The organism is Saccharothrix sp. S26 (assembly GCF_021390395.1).
Taxonomy (GTDB): domain Bacteria; phylum Actinomycetota; class Actinomycetes; order Mycobacteriales; family Pseudonocardiaceae; genus Actinosynnema.
In genome coordinates, this window is the sequence record NZ_JAJUWT010000008.1 from 153,802 (window position 1) to 179,091 (window position 25,290).

The window sequence follows — 25,290 nt, forward strand, 5'->3', positions numbered from 1 at the left end:
TCGGCAAAGTGCTCACGGGGTGAGCACTTTGCGGTCGCACCATGAGGGCATGAACGCGCCTTCAGGCACCTCTGCCCTCGCCTTCGCCGACGCCGCCGACTGGGAGACGTGGCTGGCCGAGCACCACGACACCCACGACGAGGTGTGGCTCAAGATCGCCAAGAAAGGGTCCGGCCGCACGTCGGTCACCCTCGCGCAGGCCCTCGACGTCGCCCTGTGCCACGGCTGGATCGACAGCCACCGCAAGGGCCTCGACGCCGAGCACTACCTCCAGCGGTACTCGCCGCGGCGTCCCGGCAGCGCCTGGTCGCGGGTCAACGTGGAGAAGGTCGAGGCGCTCGTCGCCGCCGGGCGGATGCGGCCGGGTGGCCTCGCCGCGGTGCGTGCCGCCCGGGCCGACGGCCGGTGGGACGCGGCTTACCAGCGGCAACGCGACGCCACCGTGCCGCCCGACCTGGCCGAGGCGCTGGCGGCCGACGATCGCGCCCGCGAGCGGTTCGCGCTGCTCGGTCGGACGCGGCAGTACGCGCTGTCGCTGCGGCTCATGAAGGCCAGGACGCCGGCCGCCCGTGCCGCGCGGCTGGGGCGGATCGTCGACGAGCTGGGGCGTTGAGTGCGCCGGGTGACGTGGTGGCCGAGTGGGCGGACGGGGGAGAGGACGCGTCCGCCCACTCGGCAAGTCTTGGTGGGCGCGTGTCGGACAAGGTAGCGCATTGTTATCGCTAACACCAGCCCTGTTGGGCGAACAAGCCGGTCACCGGCACCGATCGTCCGTCTCAGTGGGCCGGTCGCGGTCCGGACCACATCGTCTCGCAACTGGGTATTGAGGCGCGCCGACCTGCGCTGTTAGCGTTAACAGCCGCATCCCGACGCCACGATGGAGTGGAAACCGATGGACAGTGCCGTTCCCCGGTGGAGAGCCCGCAGGCTGGCGGTGGCCGCGGTGGTGGCCGTGACCGCGCTCGCGGGCCTGGTGGTGACTCCCGCAGCGCAGGCCTCGCCCGCCGTGCAGTACACGAACCCGCTGGCGAACCAGCGGGCCGACCCGCACATCTTCAAGCACACCGACGGCTACTACTACTTCACCGCGACCGCGCCGGAGTACGACCGGATCGTCCTGCGCCGCGCCACCACGATCCAGGGCCTGGCCAGTGCCCCCGAGTCGGTCATCTGGCGCAAACACTCGTCGGGGGAGATGGGCGCGCACATCTGGGCCCCGGAGATCCACTTCATCGACGGCAAGTGGTACGTCTACTTCGCCGCCGGGCGGACCGACGACATCTGGCGGATCCGCCCGTACGTGCTGGAGAACAGCAGCGCCAACCCGCTGACCGGCACGTGGACCGAACGAGGTCGGGTCAACGTCCCGTGGGACACCTTCTCGCTGGACATGTCGACCTTCGTGGTCAACGGCGTGCGGTACCTGACGTGGGCGCAGGCCGAGCCCGGCATCGCCACGAACTCCAACCTCTACCTGGCCCGCATGGGCGCCACCCCGTGGAGCATCACGGGCACGGTGGCCAGGCTGACCGTGCCGACGTTGGACTGGGAGACCCGGGGTGGGGTGAAGGTGGCCGAGGGCCCGACGGTGATCCAGCGCAACGGCCGCGTCTTCCTCACCTACTCGGCCAGCGCCACCGACGCGAACTACTGCCTGGGCATGCTGACCGCGTCGGCGTCGGCGGACCTGCTCAACCCGGCGTCGTGGTCGAAGAGCCCCAACCCGGTGTTCGCGAGCAACGCCGCCACCGGCCAGTACGGCCCGGGGCACAACTCGTTCACCGTGTCCGAGGACGGCCAGAGCGACATCCTCGTCTACCACGACCGCAACTACCGCGACATCTCCGGCGACCCGCTGCGCGACCCGAACCGGCGCACCCGCGTGCAGAAGGTCTACTGGAACGCCGACGGCACGCCGAACTTCGGCATCCCGGTGGCCGACGGCGTCACGCCCGTGCGGCTCAAGTCCCACAACTACCCCGACCGCTTCGTCCGGCACTGGGAGTACCGGGCCCGGATCGAGGCCGGGGTCAACCCGCTGGCCGACTCGCAGTTCCGCGTCGTCACGGGCCTGAACGGCTCGGGCACGGTGTCGCTGGAGTCGACCAACTTCCCGGGCTACTTCCTGCGGCACCGCAACTACGAGCTGTGGGTCGAGCGCAACGACGGCAGCGCCGTCTTCCGCGCCGACGCGTCGTTCTTCCGCCGGACGGGCCTGGCATCGAGCTCCGGCGTGTCGTTCGAGGCGTCGAACTTCGCCGGCCAGTACATCCGCCACAACGGCACCTACGTCAACCTGACCACCGCACCCGACTCCGTCGCACGCGCCGACGCCACGTTCATCCTGGAGTGACCCAGTGTTGCGCTACCCCCTGATCCACCCGCCGCTGCTGCACGCCCTGGCCGCGGCGGGCCACGGGTCGAAGGTCCTGATCGCGGACTCGAACTACGCGCACCGGACCAACGTCCACCACCGGGCCGAGGTGATCCACCTCAACCTGCGCCCCGGCCTCGTCACGGTCGACGAGGTGCTGGAGCCGGTGCTGTCGGCGACCCCGGTGGAGGCCGTGCACACGATGCGGCCGGACGACGGGAGCACCCCGGCGATGTGGGCGGACTACGAACGCCTCCTCGGCCCCGACCTGCCGTTGCGGCCGTTGGCGCGGCAGGACTTCTACGCGGCGTGCCGTGCGCCGGAGCTGGCGGTCTGCGTGGCCACCGGCGACGGCAGGCACTACGCGAACCTGCTGCTGACGGTCGGTGCCATCTCCTGAGCCCCGGCTCCGACCCGCGTGCGCCGGCGTGCGCGCGGGTCGGAGCCGGCCCGTCCACGTCCTCGGTGGACGGCAGGCGCGGTCCACGGAGGACTGAGGGGTTCAGCCGAGCGGGCTGTGCAGGATCGCGGCGAAGCCGTCCGGACCCACGGCGACGCAACGCCGCTCGTGCGGGCCGGTGGTGATGTCGCCGACCTCGAACCCCGGTGCCGCCGCCCGCGACCGCGCCTCGTCCCGGTCGGTCACCTTCACCAGCACCGCCGGACCGTCGTGCACGCGGTCCGCGCCGGACAGGGCCAACCGCCCGCCCGCCGCGTCGAACTGGGCCCGGCGGTCGCCGTCGACGAACGCGGCGCCACGCCGAGCAACGCCGACCACCGCTCGACCGCGCCGGCGAGGTCGTCTGCCGGGACAACGGGAGCGATGCGTTCAGCGGTCACGCGATCGACGCCAACCGCGCCCGGACCAGCGGTCAACGCGGGCGCGGCGGATTCGGCGACAACGGACAAGCCCAGTCCGAAGAGGACAGCGGAGCCGGTGGCGACAGGAGTGCCACCGGCTCCGGGCTCAACGGGTACCCGGGCTCAGCTGGGGTCCGGGCTCAACGGGGCTCGTCGATGCCGGGCACGGTCACGTCGTCGTCTGCGGGCGGCTCGGGGTCGCGCCACTCCTCGGCCCGGCTAGGGCGGTTGCCGCGCAACGTCCCTTCCAGTTCGTGCTTGAGCTCGTCGTCCTTGATCGGGCCGTGCTTGGCGCTCTCGCGTTGCATGGGCGCGTCCTCCTCCATGCTCCTCGGGCGTTGGACACGGGTGGAGTACCCCTGAGTATTCGGCCGAACCACCCCCCGGTGAAGCGGCCGCCGCGAACCCTCACCCGGACCGGGCGGCCAGACCCGAGCGGGACGGCGTCGCGCCGGGGAAGGCGGCCGACAGGGTCTCCGCGTAACGGCGTGCCTCGGGCGTGCTCAGGTCCGGCGGCGCGAGCCAGGGCGCGAGGTGCCGTCGAGCGCCGTCGGGCGCGCTCCCGCCCAGCACCAGGACGTCCGGCGCTCCGGGCGTGACGGCGAGGCCGAGCCGGGTGGCCTCCTCGCGCACGACCGCCGCCGCGTCGGCCGCGCGCCGCGAGTCGTCCGCCACGACGGCGAACGGCCCGCCGATCGACGCGACCCGCGCGCGCAACGCGGCCGCGTCCGCACCGGTCAACGCGGGCCACGGCAGGTCGCCGCGCTTGCCGGCCAGCTTCGCCGCCAGCGCCGCCGACGCGTAGTCGGGCCCTTCCGGCCCGCGCACGTCCGGTCCGCTCCACGCCACGTCGCCGGTGTCCACCGGGACGGTGGCCCGCGTGCCCGCCCGGTCGAGCCACAGGTCGCTGCGGCCCTCGGGCAACCACACCAACGCCCACCGGCCGGTCACGCCGTCGCGCGGCAGCGCGGGCACGAGGGCGTTGGACGCGTTCCCCACCGAGAGAGCGGTGTCGGTGGTCTGCACGAGGTTCCACCCGGGCATGTGCGGCACCACGAGCACGTCCACCGGACCGCCGCCCACGGCCACGCGCGTCAGCATCGGGTCGCCCGCGGCCGGCGTGGTGAGCCGACCGGCGATCGTGACCTGGCCCAAGCCCACCAGCAGTGTCACTCCCAGCGCCGCCCCGACGACGCGCACCACCGCGGTCGGCGGGCACAGGGCCAGCCAGGAGACGCCGACGAACGCCGCCATCAACGTGATGCAGGCGAACGACGACGGCGGTCCGGAGAACCACGCGCCGGCGGCCACCGTCGCCAGGACGGCGGCCGCCACCACGAGCCCGGCCGGCACCGGCCGCGCCCGGCGCAGTGCCGGGGGCGCGGCGAGCAGCCCGATCAACGCCACCGCGGCCGGCGGCGGCATCCACGTCGCCTCCGCGATGAGCAGCACCACGACACCGCCGACCCCCGCGAACCCGGTGACCACCCGCCGGGTCGCCGCACCCGGGACGGCGGGGGCGAACGGCCGGACCAGGGCCCAGCCCGCGACCGCGGTCACCGCGCCGAGCAGGATCAGCCGGAGGAGGGTGAAGCCGAGTGGCAGGCCGACGGCGGCGTGGTCGTGCACGGGTTCAGACCGACGCGCCGACCGCGCACGAGCAGTGCATCTCCGACCGCTCCCGCGGTGACGGCCGCATGTGCAGCACCATCGCGACGACCATCGGGATGAACACCACCGTGTTGTAGAACAGGTGCAGCTCGACCCGCGGGATGAGCAGCTGGATGACGCTCGTCGGCACGGGCCTGCCGAGCAGGTTCGTCGACGTGGACGCCTGGATGATCAGCAGCAGGTGCTCGATGTGGTGCCAGAACTGCAGGCCCAGCGCGATCGTCCACCACTTCTTCGACCGGCCGGCGAACCCTTTCCGCAGCGCGAAGAGGAACACGAGCATGACCAAGGCGTAGCCGTAGTGCATGACCTCGGACGTGACGAGCCAGGGGAACCACAGGCCGAGCACGCCCTTGGCCCGGGGCGTCGGCCAGCCCAGCGCGTAGATCTGCACGGCCTGCGCGATGTGCTCGGCCCAGTGCCCGAGCACGACCACCATGAACAGCGCGAGCGCCGGCTTGTGCCGAACCGTGTTGAGCGGGCCCCCAGCCGAGTGGGTATGGGCATGAGTGTCGACCATCGGGTCCTCCTGCGGAGCCGGCTCGAACGGGTGCGTTTCCCGTGACCAGCGACGATATCGGGTGCCGGGCGCGCCAAGAACGCCTCCGTGCGGAGAACGCAATCACGGAGAAGGGCACTGGTCCACGCGTCGGTACGGTGGTCGCCCCCCGATGGCGGCGCGGGACCGCACGATTGAACGTACAGCGTTCCTATTCGTTCGTCCGGCTTCCCGCCTGGTCGCCGCGGAGAATCATCCGATGGAGATCGACAAAAGATCGCAATCCGGAAGAAGCAGGTCCCGCGGTGGGTGTGCTGACGCCGTGCGGAATCCGGTCGCGGCCGGTGTGCGCGCGGTCGACCGCGTGGCACGATGACTATTCCGATCGGAACGGATTCCCGTGGTGGTGTGGAAAACGGGGCCGTCGCTACCGGATCGGCCGGGGGAAGGGGAACAACGTCGAGAACCACCTCGCCGCGGCTTCGTCGCCGGCCATGACCAGGTCCTCGGCCGCGAGGGCTTCCTCGACCGTGCGCCGACCGCACACGACGTGGTTGAGCGTCCGCGTGTCGGTGCTGATCAGTACATCCGGCCGGTCGACCGGCTCCCGCGCCACCAGCAGGCACGTCGGCGTCGTGGTCGCGCGGAACCCGTCGTCGCCCAGGGTGAACACCACGTCGACGACGCGTCCGGCGGCGTGCTCGGGGTCGTACAGCGACCGCAGCGCCGGCATCATCGAGTCGACGCTGACGGGCCCGTCGTGGCGGTCGACCGGCGACTGCGCGCCCCACCGGCCCAGCGCGGTGACCACCGGTTCGAGCTGCCGACCCCACGGCGTCAGCTCGTACACCCACGCGGCGGCGGGCGGCGGGAGCCTGCGGCGGCGCAGGACGCCCGCCTCGTCCAGCTCGCGCACGCGCTGCGACAGCACGTTCGGGCTCGCGCCCGGCAGCCCGGTGCGCAGGTCGGTGAACCGCCTGGGGCCGGAACAACAGCTCGCGGACGAGCAGCAGCGCCCACCGCTCGCCCACGAGGTCGAGCGCGTACGCCGTCGCGCACCCGTCGTCCTACTTCCGCTTGGTGGCCACGGCCGCCGAGTCCAGGCGGGCTTGATACGGACTTCACACCAGTCGGTTGCTTGTCAGGACCGAGGTCGCTAGCTTGAGGGGTCACGACGTCGAACGCGGACCGAGATCCGGGGGTGCCGGTGAGCGCGACCTGTCCGGCCGTCCTCCCTCGCGCCGCCGCGGCGGCCGTGCTCCGTGCCGATGCCACGCTCCGACTCCGCGGGACCCCCAGCCCGCCCGAGCGGAGCGCGCAGGCGGCTTGCCCGTCCTCCCCGGACTGAGCGACCGCCTCTCCGCGCGGGTGGGCCGGCATCGGCCCACCCGCGCGGCACACGCGCCCCGGTGGGGTGCTCCGCGCTGCCCGGTCCACAAGGGACCGTGCCGGCGACGGCGTCCCACGCGCCGCCCGTGACGCGGTGCCAAGTGCCGTGCGGGCGTCGTCGTCGTGTCCTGTTTGGCTGCCGCGCGCTTGATGCGCCTTGTGACATCACGGAACCCGCGTGTCGTGCGCGGGCCGGGTGCGGACGCCGTCGCCATTGTGCGCGCAAATGGTCGGGTACGGCCCGTCAGACCGGTGTCGGCGATGGTGCCGGAATAGCTGTCACGGGTGCTTCGGGGCAGTCGACCCAGTGTCCCCCGGGACGGGCAGCCGGGCATGCGTGACGACGTCACGATCCCCGCCTGTCCGGGGTGGACGGTCCGCGACCTCCTGGCGCACATGGTGGACAACGCGCTGGGCGCGCTGCGCCAAGCGTCCGTCGCACCGCCGGAAAAGCCCACCGAGGACGCGTCGGCCGCGCGGCTGCTCGACACCTGGCTGCGGCTGGGCGAGGGCCTGCACGTGCACCTGCACGCCAACGACGGCGAACGCGGCCCCGCGCTGCTGGTGATGGACGGGTTCACGCACGAGGTCGACCTGCGGCACGCGGTCGGCGCGCCGGTGCCCGCCGAGCACGTGACCCAGCGGCGCTCGTTGGGGTTGCCGGCCGCGGGGTTCGGCGAGTCGGTGCGCCTGCCTTCGGTCCGCGTGGTGTGCCACGGCGTGGAGTGGGTGTGCGGCACGGGCGCGCCCGCCGTGACGCTGGCCGGGCCGCGGCACGACGTGCACCGCGCGCCGGCCGGGCGGCGCAGCCACGCGCGGATCGCGGCGCTGGACCGGAACGGCGACCCGGCCCAGTGGCTGCCCGCGTTCACGTGGGGCCCGTCCACCCCCGCCCGCCCGGCCGGGTGACGTGCTCAGCGCCGGCTGGCGACCGCCTCGGCCTGCTCCGGGTCGGCCTCGACCTCGCGCCGCCTGCGCTTCTTGGACGTCGCCATCGAGGCCGACACCGAGCGCGGCTCGTCGCCGACACCGACGAGCAGGCTCTCCAGGATCGTGTCGTAGCAGCGGTCGGCGTTCACCGGGTCGATCAGGTAGCCGCCGAGCTCCAGGTTGACCAGGCCGTGCGTCGCGATCCACATCTCGTGCGCGATCAGGATCGGGTCGTCGCGGCGGAACCGGCCCGCCTCGATGCAGCGGGTCGCGCAGTCCACGACCGTGAGCAGCGTGTACCGGCCGTACTGGCGGTCCTCGTCGGTGAGGGAGAACCCGGCCAGCGACTGCCCGCCGAACATCACCGCGTACAGGTGCGAGTTCGCCTTCGCGTTGCGCCGGTACGCGTAGCCGAGCACGGCCATGTCCGCCACCGGGTCGTCGGTCCGGCGCACCTTCGCGAACTGGCGCTCCAGCCGGGCGAAGCCCTCGTGCACCATCTCCCGCACCAGGCCGCTCATGCTGCCGAAGTGCGTGTAGACGGCCATGGTGGACGTGCCCGCCTCGGCGGTGATCTTCCTGGTGGACAGCGCCTCGACGCCGTGCTCGGCCAGGCGCCTCGCCGCGATGTCGACCAGCGCGGCACGGGTTTCGGGATCCAGCTTGCGTGGACTCACCTCGACAGTGTTCCACAACGCCGTTATTGTTTCTGTGACATTGTTATGCCATGGGTGCGGCACGCACGTGCCCCGATCGAGGGTCGCCGGGAGTCGTGGGACGTGCCCGCGTCGGCAGGCGTCGCGGCTGGGCGTGCGCAACGACCGTTGCACGTGGACGGAGGCATGTCGGTGAGGGGCGCTCACGCCTCGGTGGTCGCGCGGTGCGGCGGTGGCGTGCCATGGCTTCTGCGGACCGTTCGGCTTGCCGACCCGCTGCGCGCCCAGGTCTTGCGGGAGCGTCCAGCCGGTGGAAACCGACCCGGCCAACGGGAACGCTCCGGCTGACGTCCACAGTAGACCGTCGCCGGTCGTGCGGTGTCACGCCGGTTGCTGTTCGACGACGCCGGGACAACCGCCCCGCGGCCGTCCCGGCGTCGTCGGGTTTCCGGTCTCAGAGGCCCAGCTCGACCTCGGCCAGCTTCGTGCCCTCGACCCGTGCGGCGATCTTGGCGAACGCCGTGTCACGCGAGGTGGACGTGTCGTCGGCGAACGGGGCGAACCCGCAGTCGTCGCACGTGCCGAGCCGCTCGAGGGGGATGTGCCGCGACGCTTCCAGCACCCGGTCGCGCACCTCCTCGGCCGTCTCGACCCGCGGGTCGATCGGGTCGGTGACACCGACGAACAGGTGCGCGTCCGCGGGCAGGTGCTCGGCGATGATCGCGAGCACCCGGTGGCGGTCGGGTTCGCCGGCCAGCTGCACGTAGAACCGGCCCGCGTTGATCCGGAACAGGTCCGGCAGCAGGTCGGCGTAGTCGACGTCCGCGCTGTGCGTGGAGTCCTGGTCACCGCCGGGGCACGTGTGCACGCCGATCCTGGCCCGGTCCTCGGCGGAGAACCGGTCCAGCACCGCGTTGTTCAGCGCCACGAAGTCGCGCAGCAGCCCGCCGGACGGGTCGAGCTTGAGCGACAGCCGCCCCTCGGTGAAGTCCAGCTGCACCACGGCCGCCCCCGCGTCCAGGCAGGCGCGGATGTCGGCCTCGGTCTCGTCGACGAGGTCGGCGAGGAACTCCTCGCGCGAGTAGCCGTCGACGCCGCCTGCGGGGTAGAGCAGGCTCAGCGCCGACGGCGCGATCACCGGCTGCTTCACCGGCAGCGACGTGAGCTCCCGCGTGGCCCGCAGCAGGTCGGCCGCGTGCGCCGTGTAGCGGAACGGCCCGCTGGTCAGCACGGGCAGCTCGCGGGTGTGCCCGTCGGCGAACGGCACCACCGCGCCCCCCGCCGCGAGGTCCGGGATGCCCGCCACCGGGTAGGTCAGGAAGCTCGGCTTGTCCTGCTCACCGTCGGTGATCACCGGCGAGCCGGTGGCCTCGAAGCGGTTCACCGTGTCGGCTATCGCCCGATCGGTCAGTTCTCGCAACGCGGCGGCGTCGATGCGGCCTTCGGCGTGGTCGCGCAGGCCCCGCACCAGCTCCGCGGGACGCGGGACGCTGCCGATCGGCTCGGTCGGAATGCCCATGGTGGTCGTTGTTCCCCTCGACGCGATCAGGCCCAGGGCGCGGTCGGGTACCACGGGATGATCTCCCGCCGCGCCAACGTCCTGATGTCCCAGTACAGGAAGGTGAAGACGCCGGCGACGATCAGGGCGACCGCGGTGACGACGGCGATCCGGCTCGGCTTCGCGGAGAGCCACCGCTGCAAACGGCCGCCGGTGAAGTACGCCGGCGCGAGGAACAGTAGGGCCATGATGACGATGTCGCCACCGACTGGAGGGTGGACGCGGCTGCGCCGTACAGGGGGTTGTGGCTCTCCGCCGCGTCACGGAACATCCGCCGGAACAACCCGAACGGGCGACCGATCAGGAATCCGCCGATCAGCACGCCCATGAACACTATCGGGGCGTTCGGGAAGCGCTGGGAGACCCTGCGGAACGGGTCGCGCACCAGGCCGAGCGCGGCCAGGCCGAGGTACACCATGACCAGGCCGACCACGCCGAACACGAGCAACGACTGGATGCCGCGGCTGCTGAGCGTGCCGGGCTGGTTGGCGGCCGTGGCGAACTGCGGCATCCGCGTGCCGATGATGCCGACCAGCACGCCGTAGAGCGCGGACACGGGGATCATGCCGACGGCCAGCCACCCCACCGGCTCGAGCGTGGCGGCGTGCTGCGACCAGCGCGTGCCGGTGGAGCCGAGCATCGGGGCGACGGCGCCGAACGCGGCGATGTCGCACGCGGTGAACGTGCCCGCGATGCCGCTGACGAACGCGAACGCGATGCCCGCCGCGATGCCCTGGATGGGGGTGTCCTTGGCGTCGTGGCCCAGCAGGGTGTTGGCCACGTTGTCGCCGATGGTCGAGTCCACGAACTGCGCCGACCACACGGCGGTGAGCAGGAAGCCGGCGATCGAGCTCAGCAGCACGACGAGCCCCCGCCCGCGCGGGAAGTGGCCGTTGACGAACGACGACGTGGCCACCGCGGTCGCCGCCGCCTTCCGGTGGCCCAACGGTGTGGTTCCGGTGCGCGCACTGGAGGCCCGCAAAGCATCCCAGTGTTATGCCTCGGGCGAACCGGGAATTGCTGATCACGCCGTTATGGGAAAAAGTGCGGGTCAGCTCGGCAAAATCGGGGAAGTAACGCCGTCGGGTGGTCGTGCGCGCTGACATCGCAGACATTTTCGAAGTGTCGTACCTTTGTCGCATTCAGTGCGCGGCCATATTTTCCATCACCCTGGAACTCCGATGTCCTCAAAGACGGTGAAAGCATGAGCAGTGAGCGGATCGCAATCGTCGGCATCGGCCTGCGCTACCCCGATGCCGGTTCCACCGGGGAACTGTGGGAAAACGTCCTGGCCGGTCGCCGGGCCTTCCGCAGGCTGCCCGACGAGCGGATGAACCAGGCGGACTACTACGACCCCGATCCCGAAGCACCGGACCGCTTCTACGCGAAGATGGCGGCGGTGCTGCGCGACTTCGAGTTCGACCGGGTTCGCTACCGCGTGGCCGGCAGCACGTTCCGCGCCACGGACATGACGCACTGGCTGGCGCTCGACGTCACGTCCCAGGCGCTGGCCGACGCGGGTTTCCCGGAGGCCGAGGGCCTGCCGAAGCAGAGCACCGGCGTGGTGCTGGGCAACAGCCTCACCGGCGAGTTCTCCCGCGCGAACGTGATGCGGCTGCGCTGGCCCTACGTGCGGCGCACGGTCGCCGCGGCGCTGGCGGGCAAGGGGTGGCCGGAGGACGAGATCGCGGGCTTCCTGCGCGAGCTGGAAGTCGACTACAAGGCGCCGTTCCCGCAGATTGACGAGGACACCCTGGCGGGCGGCCTCGCCAACACCATCGCGGGCCGGATCTGCAACTACTTCGACCTGCGCGGCGGCGGCTACACCGTCGACGGCGCGTGCTCCTCGTCGTTGCTGTCGGTCGCCACGGCCGCCAGGTCGCTCGTCGAGGGCGACATGGACGTGGCCATCGCGGGCGGCGTCGACCTGTCGATCGACCCGTTCGAGGTCATCGGCTTCGCCAAGACCGGTGCGCTGGCCAAGCGCGTGATGAAGGTCTACGACAAGGACTCCAACGGCTTCTGGCCGGGCGAGGGCGCGGGGTCGCTCGTGCTGGTGCGCGAGGAGGACGCCCTGGCCAAGGGCATGCGCGTCTACGCCACCATCGCCGGCTGGGGCGTGTCGTCGGACGGCAAGGGCGGCATCACCCGTCCCGAGGCCGACGGCCACCGCCTGGCCCTGCACCGCGCCTACGGCCGCGCGGGCTACGGGCTGGAGACCGTGTCCTACTTCGAGGGCCACGGCACCGGCACGGCGTTGGGCGACGAGACGGAGATCGAGGCGCTGTCCTCGGCCCGACGCGCCGCCGACCCGGACGCCCGGCCCGCCGCGCTGAGCACCGTCAAGGGCAACTTCGGGCACACCAAGGCCGCGGCCGGGGTCGCCGGGCTGATCAAGGCGGCCCTCGCCGTGCACCACCAGGTCATCCCGCCGGGCACGGGCCACTTCGACCCGCACCCGAAGCTGACCGCGGACGACGCGGTGATGTACGTGCCGCTGGAGGCCGAGCTGTGGCCGCAGGACCGCCCGGTGCGCGCCGGCGTGTCGGCCATGGGCTTCGGCGGCATCAACACCCACCTCGCGCTGGAGGCCGCGCCCGACGCGCCGCGCCGCGAGCGGCTCGACGTGCGGACCAAGGCGTTGGTCTCCGGTCGCCAGGACGCCGAGGTGCTGCTGTTCGACGCGCCCGACCGCACGGCGCTGAAGGAGCGGCTGGCCGAGGTGTCGGCGCTGCTGCCCAAGCTGGCGCTGGCCGAGCTGGGCGACCTCGCGTCGGCGCTGGCGGGCCGGCTCACCGGTGCGCCCCTGCGCGGCGCGGTCGTCGCCCGAACGCCGGAGGAGGCCGAGCGCAAGGTGGCCAAGCTCGTCGCCGCGGTCGCCGAGGGCGGGCACACCTTCGACGTGGCCGACGGCGTGTTCCTCGACGAGCGCTCGGCCGCGCCGCGGCTGGCGTTCCTGTTCCCGGGCCAGGGCTCGGGCCGGGGCGCGGTGGGCGCGCTGCGGCGCCGCTTCCCGGTCGCCGACGAGGTCTTCCGGTCCGCGAACCTGCCCGTCGACGGCGACCAGGTCGCCACGGAAGTCGCGCAGCCGCGCATCGTCGCCGGTTCCCTGGCGGCGCTGAAGGTGCTGCGCGAGCTGGGCATCGAGGCGCACACGGCGGTCGGGCACAGCCTCGGCGAGCTGTCCGCCCTGCACTGGGGCGGTGCGATCAACGCCGACCGGGTGCTGTCGCTGGCCGCCGAACGCGGCCGCGTCATGGCGAGCGCGAGCCGGGGCGGCGGCGCGATGGCGGGCCTGGGCACCACGCCGGAACGGGCGCTGGAGCTGGCAGCGGGCGAGGACGTGGTGATCGCGGGCTACAACGGCCCGGCGCAGACCGTGCTGTCCGGCCCGGCCGAGGCCGTGGACCGGGTGTGCGCGGTCGCCCGCGCCCAGGGCGTGCGGGCCAGCCGCATCACCGTGTCCCACGCGTTCCACTCGCCGCTGGTCTCCCCGGCGGCCGACGCCATGGCCGAGCGGCTGGTCGACTTCGACTTCGGCCGGCTGATCCGCCCGGTGCACTCCACCGTCACCGGCGACGTGCTCGACGCGGGGGTCGACCTGCGCGGGCTGCTGCGCGACCAGATCACCCTGCCGGTCCGGTTCCACGAGGCCGCCGCCAAGGCCGCGGCCACCACCGACCTGGTCGTCGAGGTCGGCCCCGGCCGCGTCCTGAGCGGCCTGCTGGAGGAGATCGCGCCCGGCGAGGCCGTGCTCTCGGTCGACACCGACAGCGCCTCGCTCACCTCGCTGCTGACCGTCGTCGCCGCCACCCACGTGCTGGGCGGCGAGGTCCGCACCGACGTGCTGTTCGCCGACCGGGTCATCCGCGACCTGCCGCTGGACGGCTCGATGACGTTCCTGGCGAGCCCGTGCGAGACGGCGCCCGCCCTCGACGTGAGCCTGCTCGCGGCCGAGCGGGCCGCGCCGGCCACGACCACCGCGGCGGCCCAGCCCGCCGGCACCGACGGCGAGTCCACGTTGGAGCTGCTGCGCCGCCTGGCCGCGCAGCGCCTGGAGCTGCCGCTGGACGCCATCACCGCGGCCACGCACCCGTTGGACGACCTGCACCTGAGCTCCATCACGGTCAGCCAGCTCGTCAACGAGGTCACCCGCACCCTGGGCCGCCCGGCCCTGGAGGGCACGACCAACTTCGCCACCGTGCGGATGGGCGAGCTGGCCGAGCTGATCGACAACCTGGCCGACACCGCGCACGCCGAGGAGCGCGACACCGGCGAGGTGCCCGGCCTCGCGCCGTGGGTGCGGCCGTTCCTGGTCGAGCACGTCGAGCGGGAGCTCGTCGGGGCGACGCCCGGACCGGTGGGGGAGTGGACCGTCCACGCCCCCGAGGGCCACCCGTTGGCCGAGCCGCTGAAGGCCGGCCTGCCCGGCGACGGCGTGCTCCTGCTGCTGCCGCCGGAGGGCGGTGACGCGCACGTCGGGCTGTTCCTCCAGGCGGCGCGCGACGTGCTGGCGTCCGGCCGCAGGCTCGCGGTCGTGCAGCACAAGCTGGGCGCGTCCGGCCTGGCCCGCACGCTGCACCTGGAAGCACCGCACATCCCGGTCACGCTGGTGGACCTCGCGGACGACACCGACGCCGTCCGCCGGGTCGCCGCCGAGGTCGCGGCCACGACCGGCTTCACGCAGGTGCGCTACGACGCCGACGGCGCGCGGACCGTGCCGGTGCTGCGGGCCGTGTCCGGTCAGGTGGCGCCCGGATCCCCGGGCGCGACGCCGTTGGGCCCGGACGACGTGCTGCTGGTCACCGGTGGCGGCAAGGGCATCACGGCCGAGTGCGCCATCGCGATGGCGACCGACTCGGGCGCGTCGCTGGCGCTGATCGGCCGGGCCGACCCCGCCGCCGACGCCGAGCTGGCGGCCAACCTGGCCCGGATGACCGCGGCGGGCATCACGCACCGCTACGAGCGGGCCGACGTGACCTCCGCCGAGCGGGTCGCCGCCGCCGTGGGGCGGTTGCGCGCCGAGCTGGGCGAGGTGACCGCCGTGCTGCACGGCGCGGGCCGCAACGAGCCCGAGGCGTTGACCGCGCTGTCCGAAGAGGACTTCCGAGCCACGCTCGCGCCGAAGATCGCCGGGCTGAACGCGGTGCTGGACGCCGTGGACCCGGAGCGGATCAAGCTGCTGGTCACGTTCGGCAGCATCATCGGCCGCGCCGGCCTGCGCGGCGAGGCGCACTACTCGACCGCCAACGACTGGATGAGCGAGCTGACCGTCGACTTCGGCCTGAAGCACCCGCGGGCGCGCGTGCTGGCCCTGGAGTGGTCGGTCTGGTCCGGCGCGGGCATGGGCGAGCGGCTGGGCGTGGTCGAGGCGCTGATGCGCGACGGCCTCACGCCGATCTCCGCCGAAGCGGGTATCGCGGTGCTGCGCGAGGTGCTGGCCGACCCGACCGTAGGGCCCGTGCTCGTGGTCTCCGGCCGCGCCGCGGGCCTGCCCACGCTGGAGATGGCGCGCACCGAGCTGCCGCTGGCCCGGTTCGTGGACCGCGTCCTGGTCCACTACCCGGCGGTCGAGCTGGTCACCGAGGCCGACCTGTCCGACGGCAGCGACCCCTACCTGGGCGACCACCTGCTCGAAGGCGACCTGCTGTTCCCGGCCGTCATCGGCATGGAGGCCATGACCCAGGTGGCCGCCGCCCTGGGCGGGCACGACTCGCCGCCGATGCTCCAGGACGTGGAGTTCCTGCGGCCGGTGGTCGTGCGACCGGGCGGCACGCTCACCGTGCGGATCGCGGCGCTGGCCCGTGACGCCGAGACGGTGGACGTGGCCATCCGGGCCGAGGACACCGGGTTCTCCGCCGACCACTTCCGGGCCCGCCTGCGGTTCCCCCGGCCGGTGATCCCCGGTGACGTGGTCGACGGCGCTCCCGTGCTGCCGCTCGTGCCGGTCGACCCGGTCACCGAGCTGTACGGCAGCGTGCTGTTCCAGGGCAAGCGGTTCCAGCGGTTGCAGGGCTACCGGCGGGCCAGCGCCAGGCACGCGGTGGCCGAGGTCGCCACGGCGTCCGTGGCCACCTGGTTCGCCCCGTTCCTGCCCCAGGACCGGATGCTGGCCGACCCGGGCACGCGGGACGTGATGATGCACGCCATCCAGTGCTGCGTCCCCGACGCCACGCTGCTGCCGCAGAGCGTGGAGCGGCTCTACCTGGCCGCGCCGATCGACCAACTCGCCCAGTACGTGGTGCTGGACGCCCGCGAGCGGTCGCAGGACGGCGACAGCTACACCTACGACATCGACGTGCGCGACCCAGACGGCCGGCTCGTCGAGCGGTGGGAAGGGCTGGTGCTGCGGGCCGTGCGCAAGCGCGACGGCGCGGGACCGTGGACGCCGACCATGCTCGGCTCGTACCTGGAGCGCTCGCTGGAACGGGTGCTCGGCGGCAGCCGCGCGGTCGTGGTCGAGCCCGACCCGACCGACGTCACGCCGCAGCGCCGCGCGCAGACCGCGCTGGCGTTGAGCCGGGCGCTGGACCGGCCCGTCGACGTGCGCTACCGGCCCGACGGCAAGCCGGAGGTCGACGGCGTGGAGGTCTCGGCCTCGCACAGCGCGGGCATCACGTTCGCGGCCGTGGCGGGCGGCGGCTCCCTCGGCGTGGACGTCGAAGAGGCCGTGGCGCGGTCGGAGGAGGACTGGGCCGGCCTGCTGGGCGACGACCTGATCGCCGTGCGCGACCTCATCGCCGCCGAGGCGGGCGAGACGGCGTCGGTCTCCGGCACCCGCGTGTGGAGCGCGGTGGAGTGCCTGCGCAAGACCGGCTCCACCACGCAGGCGCTGACCGTCGACCGGGTCCACCCGGACGGCTGGGCCGTGCTGTCGACCGGCGACGCCAAGGTCGCCACCTGGGTGACCACCGTCAACGACCGGACCTCGCCGGTGGTGTTCGCGGTGCTCGTGGGCAAGGAGGGCTGACATGACCGACTACTACGAGATCCGCCACACGGTCGGGTTCGAGGAGACCAACCTCGTCGGCAACGTGTACTACGTCAACTACCTGCGCTGGCAGGGCCGGTGCCGGGAGATGTTCCTCAAGGAGAAGGCGCCGAGCGTGCTGCGCGACCTCCAGGACGACCTCAAGCTGTTCACCCTCAAGGTGGAGTGCGAGTTCTTCTCCGAGATCACGCTGTTCGACGAGCTGTCGGTGCGGATGCGGCTGGAGGAGCTGACCCAGACGCAGGTCCAGTTCAGCTTCGACTACGTCAAGGTCACCGACGGCCGCGAGGTGCTGGTGGCCAAGGGCAGGCAGCGGATCGCGTGCATGCGCGGCCCGAACGCCAACACGGTGCCCTCTCGCGTGCCCGAAGACCTGCGCAGGGCGCTCGCGCCCTACGCCCCAGCCCGGCGCTCGCCCGCGCCGGGCTGGGGGGATGACGGACGTGCACGAGACGGTGACCACCATGGAGGAGACCTCGCTGCGGGACGCCATGTCGCTGCTCGCGACCGGGGACACGGTGCTGACGGTCGGCGGTGAGCAGGCGCACGGCATGACGGCGAACGCGTTCAGGTCGGTGTCGCCGGACCCGCCGCTGGTGCTGTGCTGCGTCTCCCGCTCGGCGGTGATGCACGACGCGATCGGCGACACCGAGCGGTTCGGCGTGTCGATCATGGGCGCGGACCAGCGGGACACCGCGAAGCACTTCGCCGACAAACGCCGCCCGCTCGGGTCGGAGCAGTTCGAGGCGGTCGACTGGCTGGAGGGCCCGCACAGCGGCGCGCCGCTGCTGCACGGGTCGCCGGCCTGGCTGGAGTGCGAGCTGGTGTCGGTCCACGACGGCGGCGACCACACGATCTTCGTCGGTCAGGTGCTCGGGTGCAGCCGCGACGCGGGCACGGGGGCATTGTTGTTCTACGGCAGCGCCTTCCACCGGGTCTGACATCGCCTGCCGCACGCATCGGGAGGGAGTGCACATGCTGGTGACCGTCACCGGCGGTACCGGTTTCGTCGGCTCGCACACGGTGGCGGAGCTCGTGCGAACCGGCCACCGGGTCGGTCGAGGCCACCGGGCGCGCGTTGCCCGTGGTCTTCCTGCCCCCGGCGCTGCTGACGCCCGTCGGGCGGCTCGTCGACCTGGTGCAGCCCGCGTGGCCGTGGCACATCCCGGCCGAGCACGGTGCGGTCGCCACGGTCGCCGCGGCGGTCCGGGTGGACCCGGCCTCCAGCACGCTCGACCTCAAACCCCGTCCTTTCGCCGACACGGTCGCCGACACCGTGCGGTGGCTCGCCGAGACCGGTGCGGTGACCGAACGCCAGGCAGGCCGCCGATGACCACTTCCGGGATCGACCACGTCAACGGGCACTCGGACTTCCGGCCCGAACTGCCCGTGCGCACGATGGAGCTGCTCCGCGAGCGCAACGACGACCTGCGCGACCGCGCGGGAACGCCTAAACCTGCTGCTGGACGAGGACTCGTTCACCGGGATCGACCTGTACCGGCGGCACCAGGCGCACGGGTTGAAGGTGTCCGAGCACCGCCCCCACACCGACGGCGTGGTGGCGGGCTCGGGCACCATCGACGCCGAGCACGTCATCCTCGGCGAGGACGGCGAAGTGCTGCGCGCCGAGCCCTTCCCGCTCGACCGCGCGCCCCGGATGCGCGCGGTCGGGGTCACGGAGCGGTTCGTGGTGGTCTTCGACTCCGCGCCGTACTACAGCCGGGCCGCCGACCTCGTCGGCCTGCGCGACCCGTACCGCGGCCCGGCCACCGGTCCCGCGCGCATCGGCCTGCTCGCCCGTGGCCGACCGCTGTGGTCCGGGGTCGGCGAGGGCGAGGTGCGGTCCCTGGTCAACGCCTGCGAAGACCTCGGCCGCGTGGTCGTGGACGCGGTCTGGGCGCCCGGCGTGCTGCGCCGCCACGTGCTGGACCTGGCCACCGGCGGCGTGCGGCGGGTCGACCTGCGCGCGATGGACGTCGCCTCGGTCGACGAACGCCTGGCGGGCCGCCGGCACCGCTTCGCGTTCGGCGCGGCGGGCACGGCGATCGTGCGCCACGACGTGGCGCTGGGCTGCACGTGGCGGCGCGAGGTCGGCGTCACGCCCGGCCGGCCGGTGTTCGTGCCGCGCGGGCACGACGAGGGAGACGGCTGGGTGGTCGCGGTCGCGGGCGGCGAGCTGCTGGTGCTGGACGCGGCCGACCTCGCCGGTCCGCCGGTCGCGGTGGTGCGCCTGCCGTTCGCGGTCCCGGCCTCGCCGTGAGCCACGTGGCTCACGGGCCGCTGACCGCCGTGGGGCCACCGCGGTCGGCGTACGCTGTAGGGAGCCATCCCTAGCATCGTGACGGCGAGGGGCACCGTGCATCGATCCGCTGCTGAGACCCGGGCCCACGTGCTGCGAGTGGCCGGGGACCTGTTCTACCTGAGGGGGATCCGGGCCACCGGGGTCGACCTCGTCGCGGCCGAGGCCGGGGTCGCGCCCACCACCCTCTACCGCCTGTTCTCCTCCAAGGACGACCTGGTCGGCGCCTACGTCGAGCGCGCCGACCTCGACTTCCGCGGCCGGTTCACCGCCGCGGTCGAGAACGCGGGCCCCGATCCGCGCGACCGCGTGCTGGCGGTGTTCGACGCGGTCTTCGCCGAGGTATCCGCCGAGGCGTTCCGCGGCTGCAAGTTCCTCATGTCGCTGGCCGAGTTCCCCGAACCGGAGCTGCCCGCGCACCGCAACGCCCTCGCGGCGAAGTCGTGGACCAGGGCGCGGATCGGCGAGCTGACCGAGCAGCTCGGGGTCGACGACCCGGCCGAGCTGGCCGACCACCTGATGCTGCTGTTCGAGGGCCTGCACGCGTCGGGCCAGTCGTTCGGCCCGGACGGTCCGGCCAAGCGCGCGCGGGGACTGGCCGAGCAGCTCCTGGCGGCCGCCGCGCCCCGCCCGAACGGTTCCTGACACCGCCACCCGCGTTTCGCGAAACGCGGTCGAGCGTTCACGCAGAAATCGCTCCGGCAATGGTGCGAAATCCCGTTTGTCCGTCCCGTATTCGGGTCTCGCGGGGAATGCGGGCACAATCGCGTCACGTGCGCACGGAGGTCTGCCCACCTCGGTAAATCACCGTTATGCTTCCCTGACGGAGAGCGCCGGAGGCGACAGGGGTGGGCATGGTGAAAAGCTTCGACCGGTTCCGCAGGGTGGTCGTCGTCGGCGCGGGTCTGGCCGGTACCGCGACCGCCATCCGCCTCCTCCGGTTCGCTCGCGAACCATTGCAGGTGGTGTTGCTCGAACGTCGCCCGGAATACCGGAACTCCGGCGTGGCGTACCAGCGCGAGGGCAACCACTGGCACCACGTGTTCAACATCCAGGCGGGCCGCATGTCGGCCTTCCGCGAGGACGTGGACGACTTCGTCGCCTGGGCCAACCACGAGGCGGACCGGTCGGACTGGCCGCACGGCTGGCGCGAGTTCGAGTTCACCGAGTCCGGTCCCGCGCCGCGCCGCATCTACCAGGACTACCTGCGCGACCGCCTCGCCGAGGCCGTCCGCGAAGCGGCCCGGGGCGTGACGCTGGTGGAGGCCGACGGGGAAGCGGTCGACATCGAGGTGCGCGACGGCCGCGCGCACGTGGTGGTGGAGCACCTCGCGCTGCCCGCCGGCGGCCCGGGGGAGGCGAGGGAGGTCCTCGAAGCCGACCACGTCGTGCTCGCCACCGGGTTGGAGACGAAGTTCCCGGCTTTCGCGGCCGAGGTGCTGGACCACCCGGCGTTCGTGCGCAACCCGTATTCGAAGGACGGGATCGAACGGGTGCTCGGCGTCCGGAAAGACGGCGTGGTGGCCATCATCGGCACGTTGCTCAGCGCGTACGACTCGGCGACCCTGCTGCTGCGCCAAGGCCACGAAGGCCCGATCCACACCAGGTGCTCGAATTACCCCCGCCGCAATTGTTGGGTGACACCTACGAAGGTCGTGAGAAATTCGTCCGCCGGTTCCGTGAGGAATGGGACCGGGCGTGCGCGGCGCTCACCCGTGACCACCCCGAGGTGTCGCCCGTCGTGGTGACCGAACGGGTCGCGAAAGCGTGGGAGCCGCACCTCCCCGCGATCCTGGAACGCATTCCGACCGATGAGCTGCACGCCCTCCTGGACACCTACGGCAGCCTGTTAGCCGTCTTACGGGTGAGCGCCATGTCCTACACCACAGACATTGTCGACGCGGCCATGAACGACGGCGGGCAGGTCATGCTCACCACCGGCCGCGTGCGGCACATCCGTGCCACCGGAGAAGGCAGGCTCGTCCTGTCCGTGGCCGGGCCGGAATCCACGCGCACCGTCGAAGCCGACGTCGTCATCTCGAATTTCGGGCGCGAGTCGAACTACGAACGCGCGGACTCCGCGCTCTGGTCGACCCTGTTGCGCCGGGGAACCGCCGTCGCGCACCGGCGCACCGGGCGCGGTGTCGAAGTCGACCGGTTCGGCCGGCTCCTCGGACCCGACGGCACGCCGTCCGGTCCCATTTCCACCGTGGGCAGCCCGCGGGAAGGCGACGAAATCGTCCGCAACGGCCGCACGGGCGCGTTCACCTTCAACCTCGCCGCGATCAAGAACCACTCGGTGGAAGTCGCGGCCACCACCCTGCACCACGTCGAATCGTGTTTCGACGAGCAGGCCGTCGAACTCGCGCGGGTGCTGACCGACGCCGCCGACCCGGAGCTGCGCGAGGTCGTCACGCGCTCGGTCGACCTCGACGTGCGCCGGATGGCGACCCGCGGCCGGGCCGACCGCCGGGTGCCCGAAGCCGCGCTCGAAGCGAACATCCAGCGCATACGTGAGCTCACCTCGCGCAACGGCACGCCCGCGCCGTCCGACCGCGCCGTCCGGTTCGCGGTGAACTCGGCCGCCACCGCGAAGCTGACCGACCTGTCCGTGACGCCACGCGAACTGCGTTTCGCGCTCGGCCTCGAAGGATCGCCGGAGCCGGTCTGCTGAACCGGCTCCACCATTTCCCCGCGAGCAGCCGGCACCCCACTACTCCATCGTTGCCCACCGGACGCCGACGGTGTGGCACGAATGGACCACCACCTCGCACTCGAGAAGATGCGCGGCCGGTCCGCGGACTGCGACGCCCGACTCATGGCCCGTCGTGTCAGACGCAAACCCGGGGCCGATGTCGTGCCGAACGACGTCGGCCCCGGAACAGTCGGCCTCCGAGCCGACGCACCGCCCTGTCCGCGCACCGACCGGAACCGGTAGGAGGATGCCGTGAGCCCGCGTGAGATTCCCGGGGTTTTGCTCGTCGGTTCGCCGTCGACGAGTGTTCGCGGAATCGCCAACCACACCGGAAGACCCCTGCCCGGTTCCGTGCCCGTGGTCGAGGCGCTCGGCCCCGAGCTGTACGACACCATCGTCCGGTCGGCCGCCGTCGTCTGTTCCGGTGGCGGCCGCACCGGCCACATGGAATCGCTGTGCCGCTCGCGCGGCATCCCGGTGCTCCGGATCCCGCACGACGAGCTCGCCGGGCTGGTCGGTCACGTCACCGTCCGCACCGATCGCGAGTCCGTCACCCTCGGCGACGCCGAGCCCGCCGAGCGGTCCGCGGACTACCGCGCCGTGACCCCCGACGACCTGCGCTCGGTGTGCCTCGTGGCGGGCCTGAGCCCGCTCGACGCGCTGCGCGCGGGCGTGCCCGAGGCCGAGCGGTACGGCGCGGCGATCGGCGCGGCTGTGCGCGATCGTCGAGAAGCTGCTGCCGGGCCAGCGCCTGGTGATGAGGTTGCTCGACCTCCGCTCCGACGACGCCGCGCAGATCACCAACGACGTCGACGTCGACCACGAGTCCAACCCGGAGCTCGACCTGCCCGACGACGTGCCGCTGTCGGTGTACGTGGAGACACCCGCAGCGGTCCACTCGGCGGCGGAGTTCTGCGCCGCCGGCGCGAGCGAGTAGGACCTGACCCGGTTCTACCTGGCCGCGGACCGGGGCAACCACCGCGTCGCCTCGTCGTACCAGACGCGGCACCCGGCCGTGCTGTCCGGGCTGTGCCAGTCCGTGGAGGCGGGCCGCCGCGCCGGTGTCCCGGTGCACGTGTTCGCCCTGGGCGCGGACGTGGGCCACTACTTCAAGCACCTGCCGACGGACCGGTTCATGACGTGCACGGCCGAGCTGCGGCAACTCGCCCTGGACGCGCACGACTCACGGTGACGCGACGGTCCACCCCACCCGGTCGCGGTGTCACCGCGCCGCAGCACGACCGCGAACCGCACCGGTCGGGCGCTGCCCCGCAGCGGCTTCCGACGTCGACCCGCCCAGGTCGGAGGCCACTCCCTCGGCAAGGCCGTGCGCCACCCTTCTCTAAGATCCCGGAGGTGACCGCCTACGACGATCTTGACGCGTTCGAGCACCTGGACACCTCCGCCCTCCCGCCGCGCCAGCAGCGCATCCTGGCGGCGATCCGCGACTGGGTGGTCCGGCACGGGTACTCGCCGAGCACGCGGGAGATCGGTGACGCGGTCGGCCTGCGGTCGTCGTCCTCGGTGTCCAAGCACCTGGCGGCCTTGGAGGAGAAGGGCTTCCTGCGCCGAGGAGCCACCGTGTCGCGACCGATCGACGTGCGGCTGTTCCTGCACGAGCCGTCCCCGCGGGGGTCGGGCGAGGACTCGGTGCCGGTGCCCGTGGTCGGCCACATCGCCGCCGGCACGCCCATCGCGGCCGAGGAGCACGTGGACGACGTGCTGAAGCTGCCCCGCGAGCTGACCGGGCGGGGCACGGTCTTCGGCCTGCGGGTGCGGGGCGACTCGATGGTCGACGCGGCCATCTGCGACGGCGACATCGTCGTGGTGCGCCAGCAGCACGAGGCCCACTCGGGGCAGATCGTGGCCGCGATGATCGACGGCGAGGCCACCGTCAAGGTCTACCGCCGCCGCAACGGCCACGTCTTCCTCGAACCCCGCAACCCCGCCTACGACGTCATCGACGGCGACCGGGCCGTGGTGCTGGGCACGGTCGTCTCGGTGCTGCGCAGCGTCTGACACAGGCGTTGCGACGATCGGCGGACACCGCGCGTCACCATCTCTCATCCGAACGGTGTAATGCCCTGGGCTGTCGAGTGGATGCAGACTGGGGCCAATCGAGATGGTGCCCTAGCCGCGGTGTCACCGCGGGCGGAGGTCGTCGATGGTCGGTATCGAAGCGGAGGGCCCGCAGGACGTGGGCCTGCGGCAGTACCTGCGGCTGATCGCCCGGCGCCTGGGCGTCGACCTGGAGTCGTGCTGCTACGAGTGCGCGCCGGACGCCACGGCCTACATCGCCCTCGACCAACGCGTGCCGAGGCACCCGGACAACGACCTGGCGCTGGTCTGGGACGAGCACACGGGCTGGTGCGCGGGCATCGAGGTGGGCCGGGGCGCGGACCTGGTCCCGCTGACCTACCTGGGCCCGCCGGTGCTGCCGTCGCCGGAGGCGGTCACGGTGTTCGTGTCGGACCTGGTCGCGGGCCGGCGCGCCGACCACCCCGTGCCGCCCGCCATGCCAACCGAGGACCACCTGGCCGACCTGCTGGTCGAGTACGCCGGCCGCGCGCCCGCCAAGGTGCTGTGACCGGTCAGTCGACGGGGCCGCGCAGGGTGAACACGACCCGCAGCACGTGCTCGACCGCGGACGGGAACGCCGCGCCCCGCAGCTCGTCGCGCGTGGCGAGGTTGCGCGAGGCGAGGTCGAGCATGCGCTCGTGACCCACCCGCCGCACCACCAGCGCGGCGATCTCCTCCAGGTCGAGCCCGGGGTTGTCCAGCCGGGTCAGGGCGAACTCGACCACGAGTTCCTCGTCCGTCACGGCCTCTCCTCCCGACGCTTCGAGCGTAGTCGAGAAGGCGCGCGACGCCCGCCGTCAGCTCAGGACGACCACCAGGAGAACCCGCTGTCCGTCGTGCGCCCGAACCGCTCGCGCACGGCGGCCAGCGCCTCGTCACAGGTGCGGTGCACGCGCAGCAGGTCCTCGGTGTCGGTCACCCGGATGGGCCGCGCGACCGTGCGCCTGCCCGCCACCACGGCGAACTCCGCGCCCACCACGTCGGCCCGCTGCCGCGCCTCCACCAGCACCGCGATGCCCATCGACCCGAAGAACCCCACGTCCGCCAGGTCGACCACGAGCGCGGACGCGCGGCCGTTCAGGCAGGTGAACAGCGCCTCCCGCACCTCGCGGAAGTTGTCGACGTCGAAGTCGCCGTGCACGGCGGCGACGACCACGCCGTCGTCCCCGACCTCCCGGACCGTCACCGTCGGCTGATCGACATCCCCGCGCACGCCGCTCCCTCACCCGCTCCCGGCCGCATCACCGTCTCCCACCATTACCCGTTCGACGCCCCGCCGACACCGCCG

General features: G+C 72.6%; 24 protein-coding genes and 4 pseudogenes. 18 read left to right on the forward strand and 10 right to left on the reverse strand.

What is annotated here, in order from left to right; all coding sequences use genetic code 11:
- Window positions 1–49 precede the first annotated feature (49 nt).
- From LZG04_RS14870 to LZG04_RS14880, 3 genes are all read left to right on the forward strand, one after another.
- On the forward strand, window positions 50–613 hold the full coding sequence (locus tag LZG04_RS14870; protein ID WP_233817227.1) for a YdeI family protein: 564 nt from the start codon (window positions 50–52) through the stop codon (window positions 611–613).
- Window positions 614–892: 279 nt separating this feature from the next.
- Complete coding sequence (locus tag LZG04_RS14875) at window positions 893–2,353, forward strand: family 43 glycosylhydrolase (protein WP_233817229.1); 1,461 nt, start codon at window positions 893–895, stop codon at window positions 2,351–2,353.
- Between the two features lie 4 nt (window positions 2,354–2,357).
- Window positions 2,358–2,774: an RbsD/FucU family protein gene (locus LZG04_RS14880; protein WP_233817231.1), complete on the forward strand. Its 417-nt coding sequence runs from the start codon at window positions 2,358–2,360 to the stop codon at window positions 2,772–2,774.
- 102 nt (window positions 2,775–2,876) lie between these two features.
- On the opposite strand, the gene LZG04_RS14885 is transcribed toward LZG04_RS14880, so the two are convergent.
- The 5 genes from LZG04_RS14885 to LZG04_RS14905 form a co-directional block, all read right to left on the reverse strand.
- The gene (locus LZG04_RS14885) at window positions 2,877–3,152 is read right to left on the reverse strand and encodes a hypothetical protein (protein WP_233817233.1); all 276 of its coding nucleotides are present in this window, start codon (window positions 3,150–3,152) and stop codon (window positions 2,877–2,879) included.
- 223 nt (window positions 3,153–3,375) lie between these two features.
- Window positions 3,376–3,543 carry a hypothetical protein gene (locus LZG04_RS14890; protein ID WP_233817235.1) on the reverse strand — a complete coding sequence of 56 codons (168 nt, stop codon included), beginning with the start codon at window positions 3,541–3,543 and terminating at the stop codon, window positions 3,376–3,378.
- A gap of 100 nt (window positions 3,544–3,643) precedes the next feature.
- Complete coding sequence (locus tag LZG04_RS14895; RefSeq protein WP_233817237.1) at window positions 3,644–4,864, reverse strand: DUF6239 family natural product biosynthesis protein; 1,221 nt, start codon at window positions 4,862–4,864, stop codon at window positions 3,644–3,646.
- A 4-nt stretch (window positions 4,865–4,868) separates the two neighbouring features.
- Window positions 4,869–5,426, reverse strand: a complete 558-nt coding sequence (locus LZG04_RS14900; RefSeq protein WP_233817239.1) for a hypothetical protein — start codon at window positions 5,424–5,426, stop codon at window positions 4,869–4,871.
- 406 nt (window positions 5,427–5,832) lie between these two features.
- Complete coding sequence (locus LZG04_RS14905; RefSeq protein ID WP_233817240.1) at window positions 5,833–6,336, reverse strand: winged helix-turn-helix transcriptional regulator; 504 nt, start codon at window positions 6,334–6,336, stop codon at window positions 5,833–5,835.
- A 791-nt stretch (window positions 6,337–7,127) separates the two neighbouring features.
- Between LZG04_RS14905 and LZG04_RS14910 the strand changes: the two genes are divergently transcribed.
- Window positions 7,128–7,703, forward strand: a complete 576-nt coding sequence (locus tag LZG04_RS14910; RefSeq protein ID WP_233817242.1) for a maleylpyruvate isomerase family mycothiol-dependent enzyme — start codon at window positions 7,128–7,130, stop codon at window positions 7,701–7,703.
- A 5-nt stretch (window positions 7,704–7,708) separates the two neighbouring features.
- On the opposite strand, the gene LZG04_RS14915 is transcribed toward LZG04_RS14910, so the two are convergent.
- The 3 genes and pseudogenes from LZG04_RS14915 to LZG04_RS14925 all read right to left on the reverse strand — a co-directional run bounded on the left by LZG04_RS14915 (window position 7,709) and on the right by LZG04_RS14925 (window position 10,884).
- Complete coding sequence (locus LZG04_RS14915; protein ID WP_233817244.1) at window positions 7,709–8,401, reverse strand: TetR/AcrR family transcriptional regulator; 693 nt, start codon at window positions 8,399–8,401, stop codon at window positions 7,709–7,711.
- Window positions 8,402–8,834: 433 nt separating this feature from the next.
- The gene (locus LZG04_RS14920; protein ID WP_233817246.1) at window positions 8,835–9,899 is read right to left on the reverse strand and encodes a cobalamin-independent methionine synthase II family protein; all 1,065 of its coding nucleotides are present in this window, start codon (window positions 9,897–9,899) and stop codon (window positions 8,835–8,837) included.
- A 26-nt stretch (window positions 9,900–9,925) separates the two neighbouring features.
- A pseudogene (locus LZG04_RS14925) lies at window positions 9,926–10,884 on the reverse strand (hypothetical protein).
- Window positions 10,885–11,142: 258 nt separating this feature from the next.
- Between LZG04_RS14925 and LZG04_RS14930 the strand changes: the two are divergent.
- From LZG04_RS14930 to LZG04_RS14990, 14 genes and pseudogenes are all read left to right on the forward strand, one after another.
- Window positions 11,143–16,908 carry a type I polyketide synthase gene (locus tag LZG04_RS14930; protein ID WP_233817248.1) on the forward strand — a complete coding sequence of 1,922 codons (5,766 nt, stop codon included), beginning with the start codon at window positions 11,143–11,145 and terminating at the stop codon, window positions 16,906–16,908.
- Between the two features lies 1 nt (window position 16,909).
- Window positions 16,910–17,335 (forward strand): annotated as a pseudogene (locus LZG04_RS14935) (acyl-CoA thioesterase); the annotation flags it as partial.
- A gap of 58 nt (window positions 17,336–17,393) precedes the next feature.
- A complete protein-coding gene (locus LZG04_RS14940; RefSeq protein ID WP_233817250.1) occupies window positions 17,394–17,870 on the forward strand; it encodes a flavin reductase family protein in 477 nt (158 codons plus the stop codon).
- A gap of 137 nt (window positions 17,871–18,007) precedes the next feature.
- A complete protein-coding gene (locus LZG04_RS14945; protein ID WP_233817252.1) occupies window positions 18,008–18,262 on the forward strand; it encodes a hypothetical protein in 255 nt (84 codons plus the stop codon).
- 102 nt (window positions 18,263–18,364) lie between these two features.
- Window positions 18,365–18,529, forward strand: a pseudogene (locus LZG04_RS43020) (carboxyl transferase domain-containing protein); the annotation flags it as partial.
- Window positions 18,524–19,189, forward strand: coding sequence for a carotenoid oxygenase family protein (locus LZG04_RS14955; RefSeq protein WP_374202825.1), 666 nt, complete (start codon window positions 18,524–18,526; stop codon window positions 19,187–19,189). The pseudogene LZG04_RS43020 and the gene LZG04_RS14955, both read left to right, overlap by 6 nt.
- Window positions 19,190–19,318: 129 nt before the next feature.
- Window positions 19,319–19,873 (forward strand): TetR/AcrR family transcriptional regulator, encoded by a 555-nt coding sequence (locus tag LZG04_RS14960; RefSeq protein ID WP_233817254.1) that lies wholly within the window; start codon window positions 19,319–19,321, stop codon window positions 19,871–19,873.
- 209 nt (window positions 19,874–20,082) lie between these two features.
- Window positions 20,083–20,976, forward strand: coding sequence for an FAD/NAD(P)-binding protein (locus LZG04_RS14965; protein ID WP_233817256.1), 894 nt, complete (start codon window positions 20,083–20,085; stop codon window positions 20,974–20,976).
- A complete protein-coding gene (locus LZG04_RS14970) occupies window positions 20,973–21,902 on the forward strand; it encodes a hypothetical protein (protein WP_233817258.1) in 930 nt (309 codons plus the stop codon). Before LZG04_RS14965 ends, LZG04_RS14970 begins: the two co-directional genes overlap by 4 nt.
- Window positions 21,903–22,280: 378 nt before the next feature.
- A pseudogene (locus LZG04_RS43025) lies at window positions 22,281–22,343 on the forward strand (hypothetical protein); the annotation flags it as partial.
- A 337-nt stretch (window positions 22,344–22,680) separates the two neighbouring features.
- Window positions 22,681–22,860 carry a hypothetical protein gene (locus LZG04_RS14975; RefSeq protein WP_233817260.1) on the forward strand — a complete coding sequence of 60 codons (180 nt, stop codon included), beginning with the start codon at window positions 22,681–22,683 and terminating at the stop codon, window positions 22,858–22,860.
- 18 nt (window positions 22,861–22,878) lie between these two features.
- Window positions 22,879–23,115: a hypothetical protein gene (locus LZG04_RS14980; protein ID WP_233817575.1), complete on the forward strand. Its 237-nt coding sequence runs from the start codon at window positions 22,879–22,881 to the stop codon at window positions 23,113–23,115.
- A gap of 164 nt (window positions 23,116–23,279) precedes the next feature.
- Complete coding sequence (gene lexA / locus LZG04_RS14985) at window positions 23,280–23,942, forward strand: transcriptional repressor LexA (RefSeq protein ID WP_233817262.1); 663 nt, start codon at window positions 23,280–23,282, stop codon at window positions 23,940–23,942.
- A gap of 145 nt (window positions 23,943–24,087) precedes the next feature.
- Entirely contained in the window at window positions 24,088–24,510 is a 423-nt protein-coding gene (locus LZG04_RS14990; protein ID WP_233817264.1) for a DUF6292 family protein, read from the forward strand.
- Window positions 24,511–24,514: 4 nt separating this feature from the next.
- Here the strand turns inward: LZG04_RS14990 and LZG04_RS14995 are convergent, their stop codons facing one another.
- Complete coding sequence (locus tag LZG04_RS14995) at window positions 24,515–24,745, reverse strand: hypothetical protein (protein WP_233817266.1); 231 nt, start codon at window positions 24,743–24,745, stop codon at window positions 24,515–24,517.
- Between the two features lie 59 nt (window positions 24,746–24,804).
- Window positions 24,805–25,215, reverse strand: coding sequence for an STAS domain-containing protein (locus LZG04_RS15000; RefSeq protein WP_233817268.1), 411 nt, complete (start codon window positions 25,213–25,215; stop codon window positions 24,805–24,807).
- Window positions 25,216–25,290 lie beyond the last annotated feature (75 nt).

Excerpts from the sequence above, each read along its gene's own strand:
- LZG04_RS14965 (WP_233817256.1), top strand. The coding sequence starts at position 20,083 with ATGGTGAAAAGCTTCGACCGGTTCCGCAGGGTGGTCGTCGTCGGCGCG.
- LZG04_RS14920 (WP_233817246.1), bottom strand. The coding sequence starts at position 9,899 with ATGGGCATTCCGACCGAGCCGATCGGCAGCGTCCCGCGTCCCGCGGAG.
- LZG04_RS14940 (WP_233817250.1), top strand. The coding sequence starts at position 17,394 with ATGGAGGAGACCTCGCTGCGGGACGCCATGTCGCTGCTCGCGACCGGG.
- LZG04_RS14875 (WP_233817229.1), top strand. The coding sequence starts at position 893 with ATGGACAGTGCCGTTCCCCGGTGGAGAGCCCGCAGGCTGGCGGTGGCC.
- LZG04_RS14975 (WP_233817260.1), top strand. The coding sequence starts at position 22,681 with ATGAGGTTGCTCGACCTCCGCTCCGACGACGCCGCGCAGATCACCAAC.
- LZG04_RS14870 (WP_233817227.1), top strand. The coding sequence starts at position 50 with ATGAACGCGCCTTCAGGCACCTCTGCCCTCGCCTTCGCCGACGCCGCC.
- LZG04_RS14930 (WP_233817248.1), top strand. The coding sequence starts at position 11,143 with ATGAGCAGTGAGCGGATCGCAATCGTCGGCATCGGCCTGCGCTACCCC.
- LZG04_RS14990 (WP_233817264.1), top strand. The coding sequence starts at position 24,088 with ATGGTCGGTATCGAAGCGGAGGGCCCGCAGGACGTGGGCCTGCGGCAG.
- LZG04_RS14890 (WP_233817235.1), bottom strand. The coding sequence starts at position 3,543 with ATGCAACGCGAGAGCGCCAAGCACGGCCCGATCAAGGACGACGAGCTC.
- LZG04_RS14910 (WP_233817242.1), top strand. The coding sequence starts at position 7,128 with ATGCGTGACGACGTCACGATCCCCGCCTGTCCGGGGTGGACGGTCCGC.
- LZG04_RS14900 (WP_233817239.1), bottom strand. The coding sequence starts at position 5,426 with ATGGTCGACACTCATGCCCATACCCACTCGGCTGGGGGCCCGCTCAAC.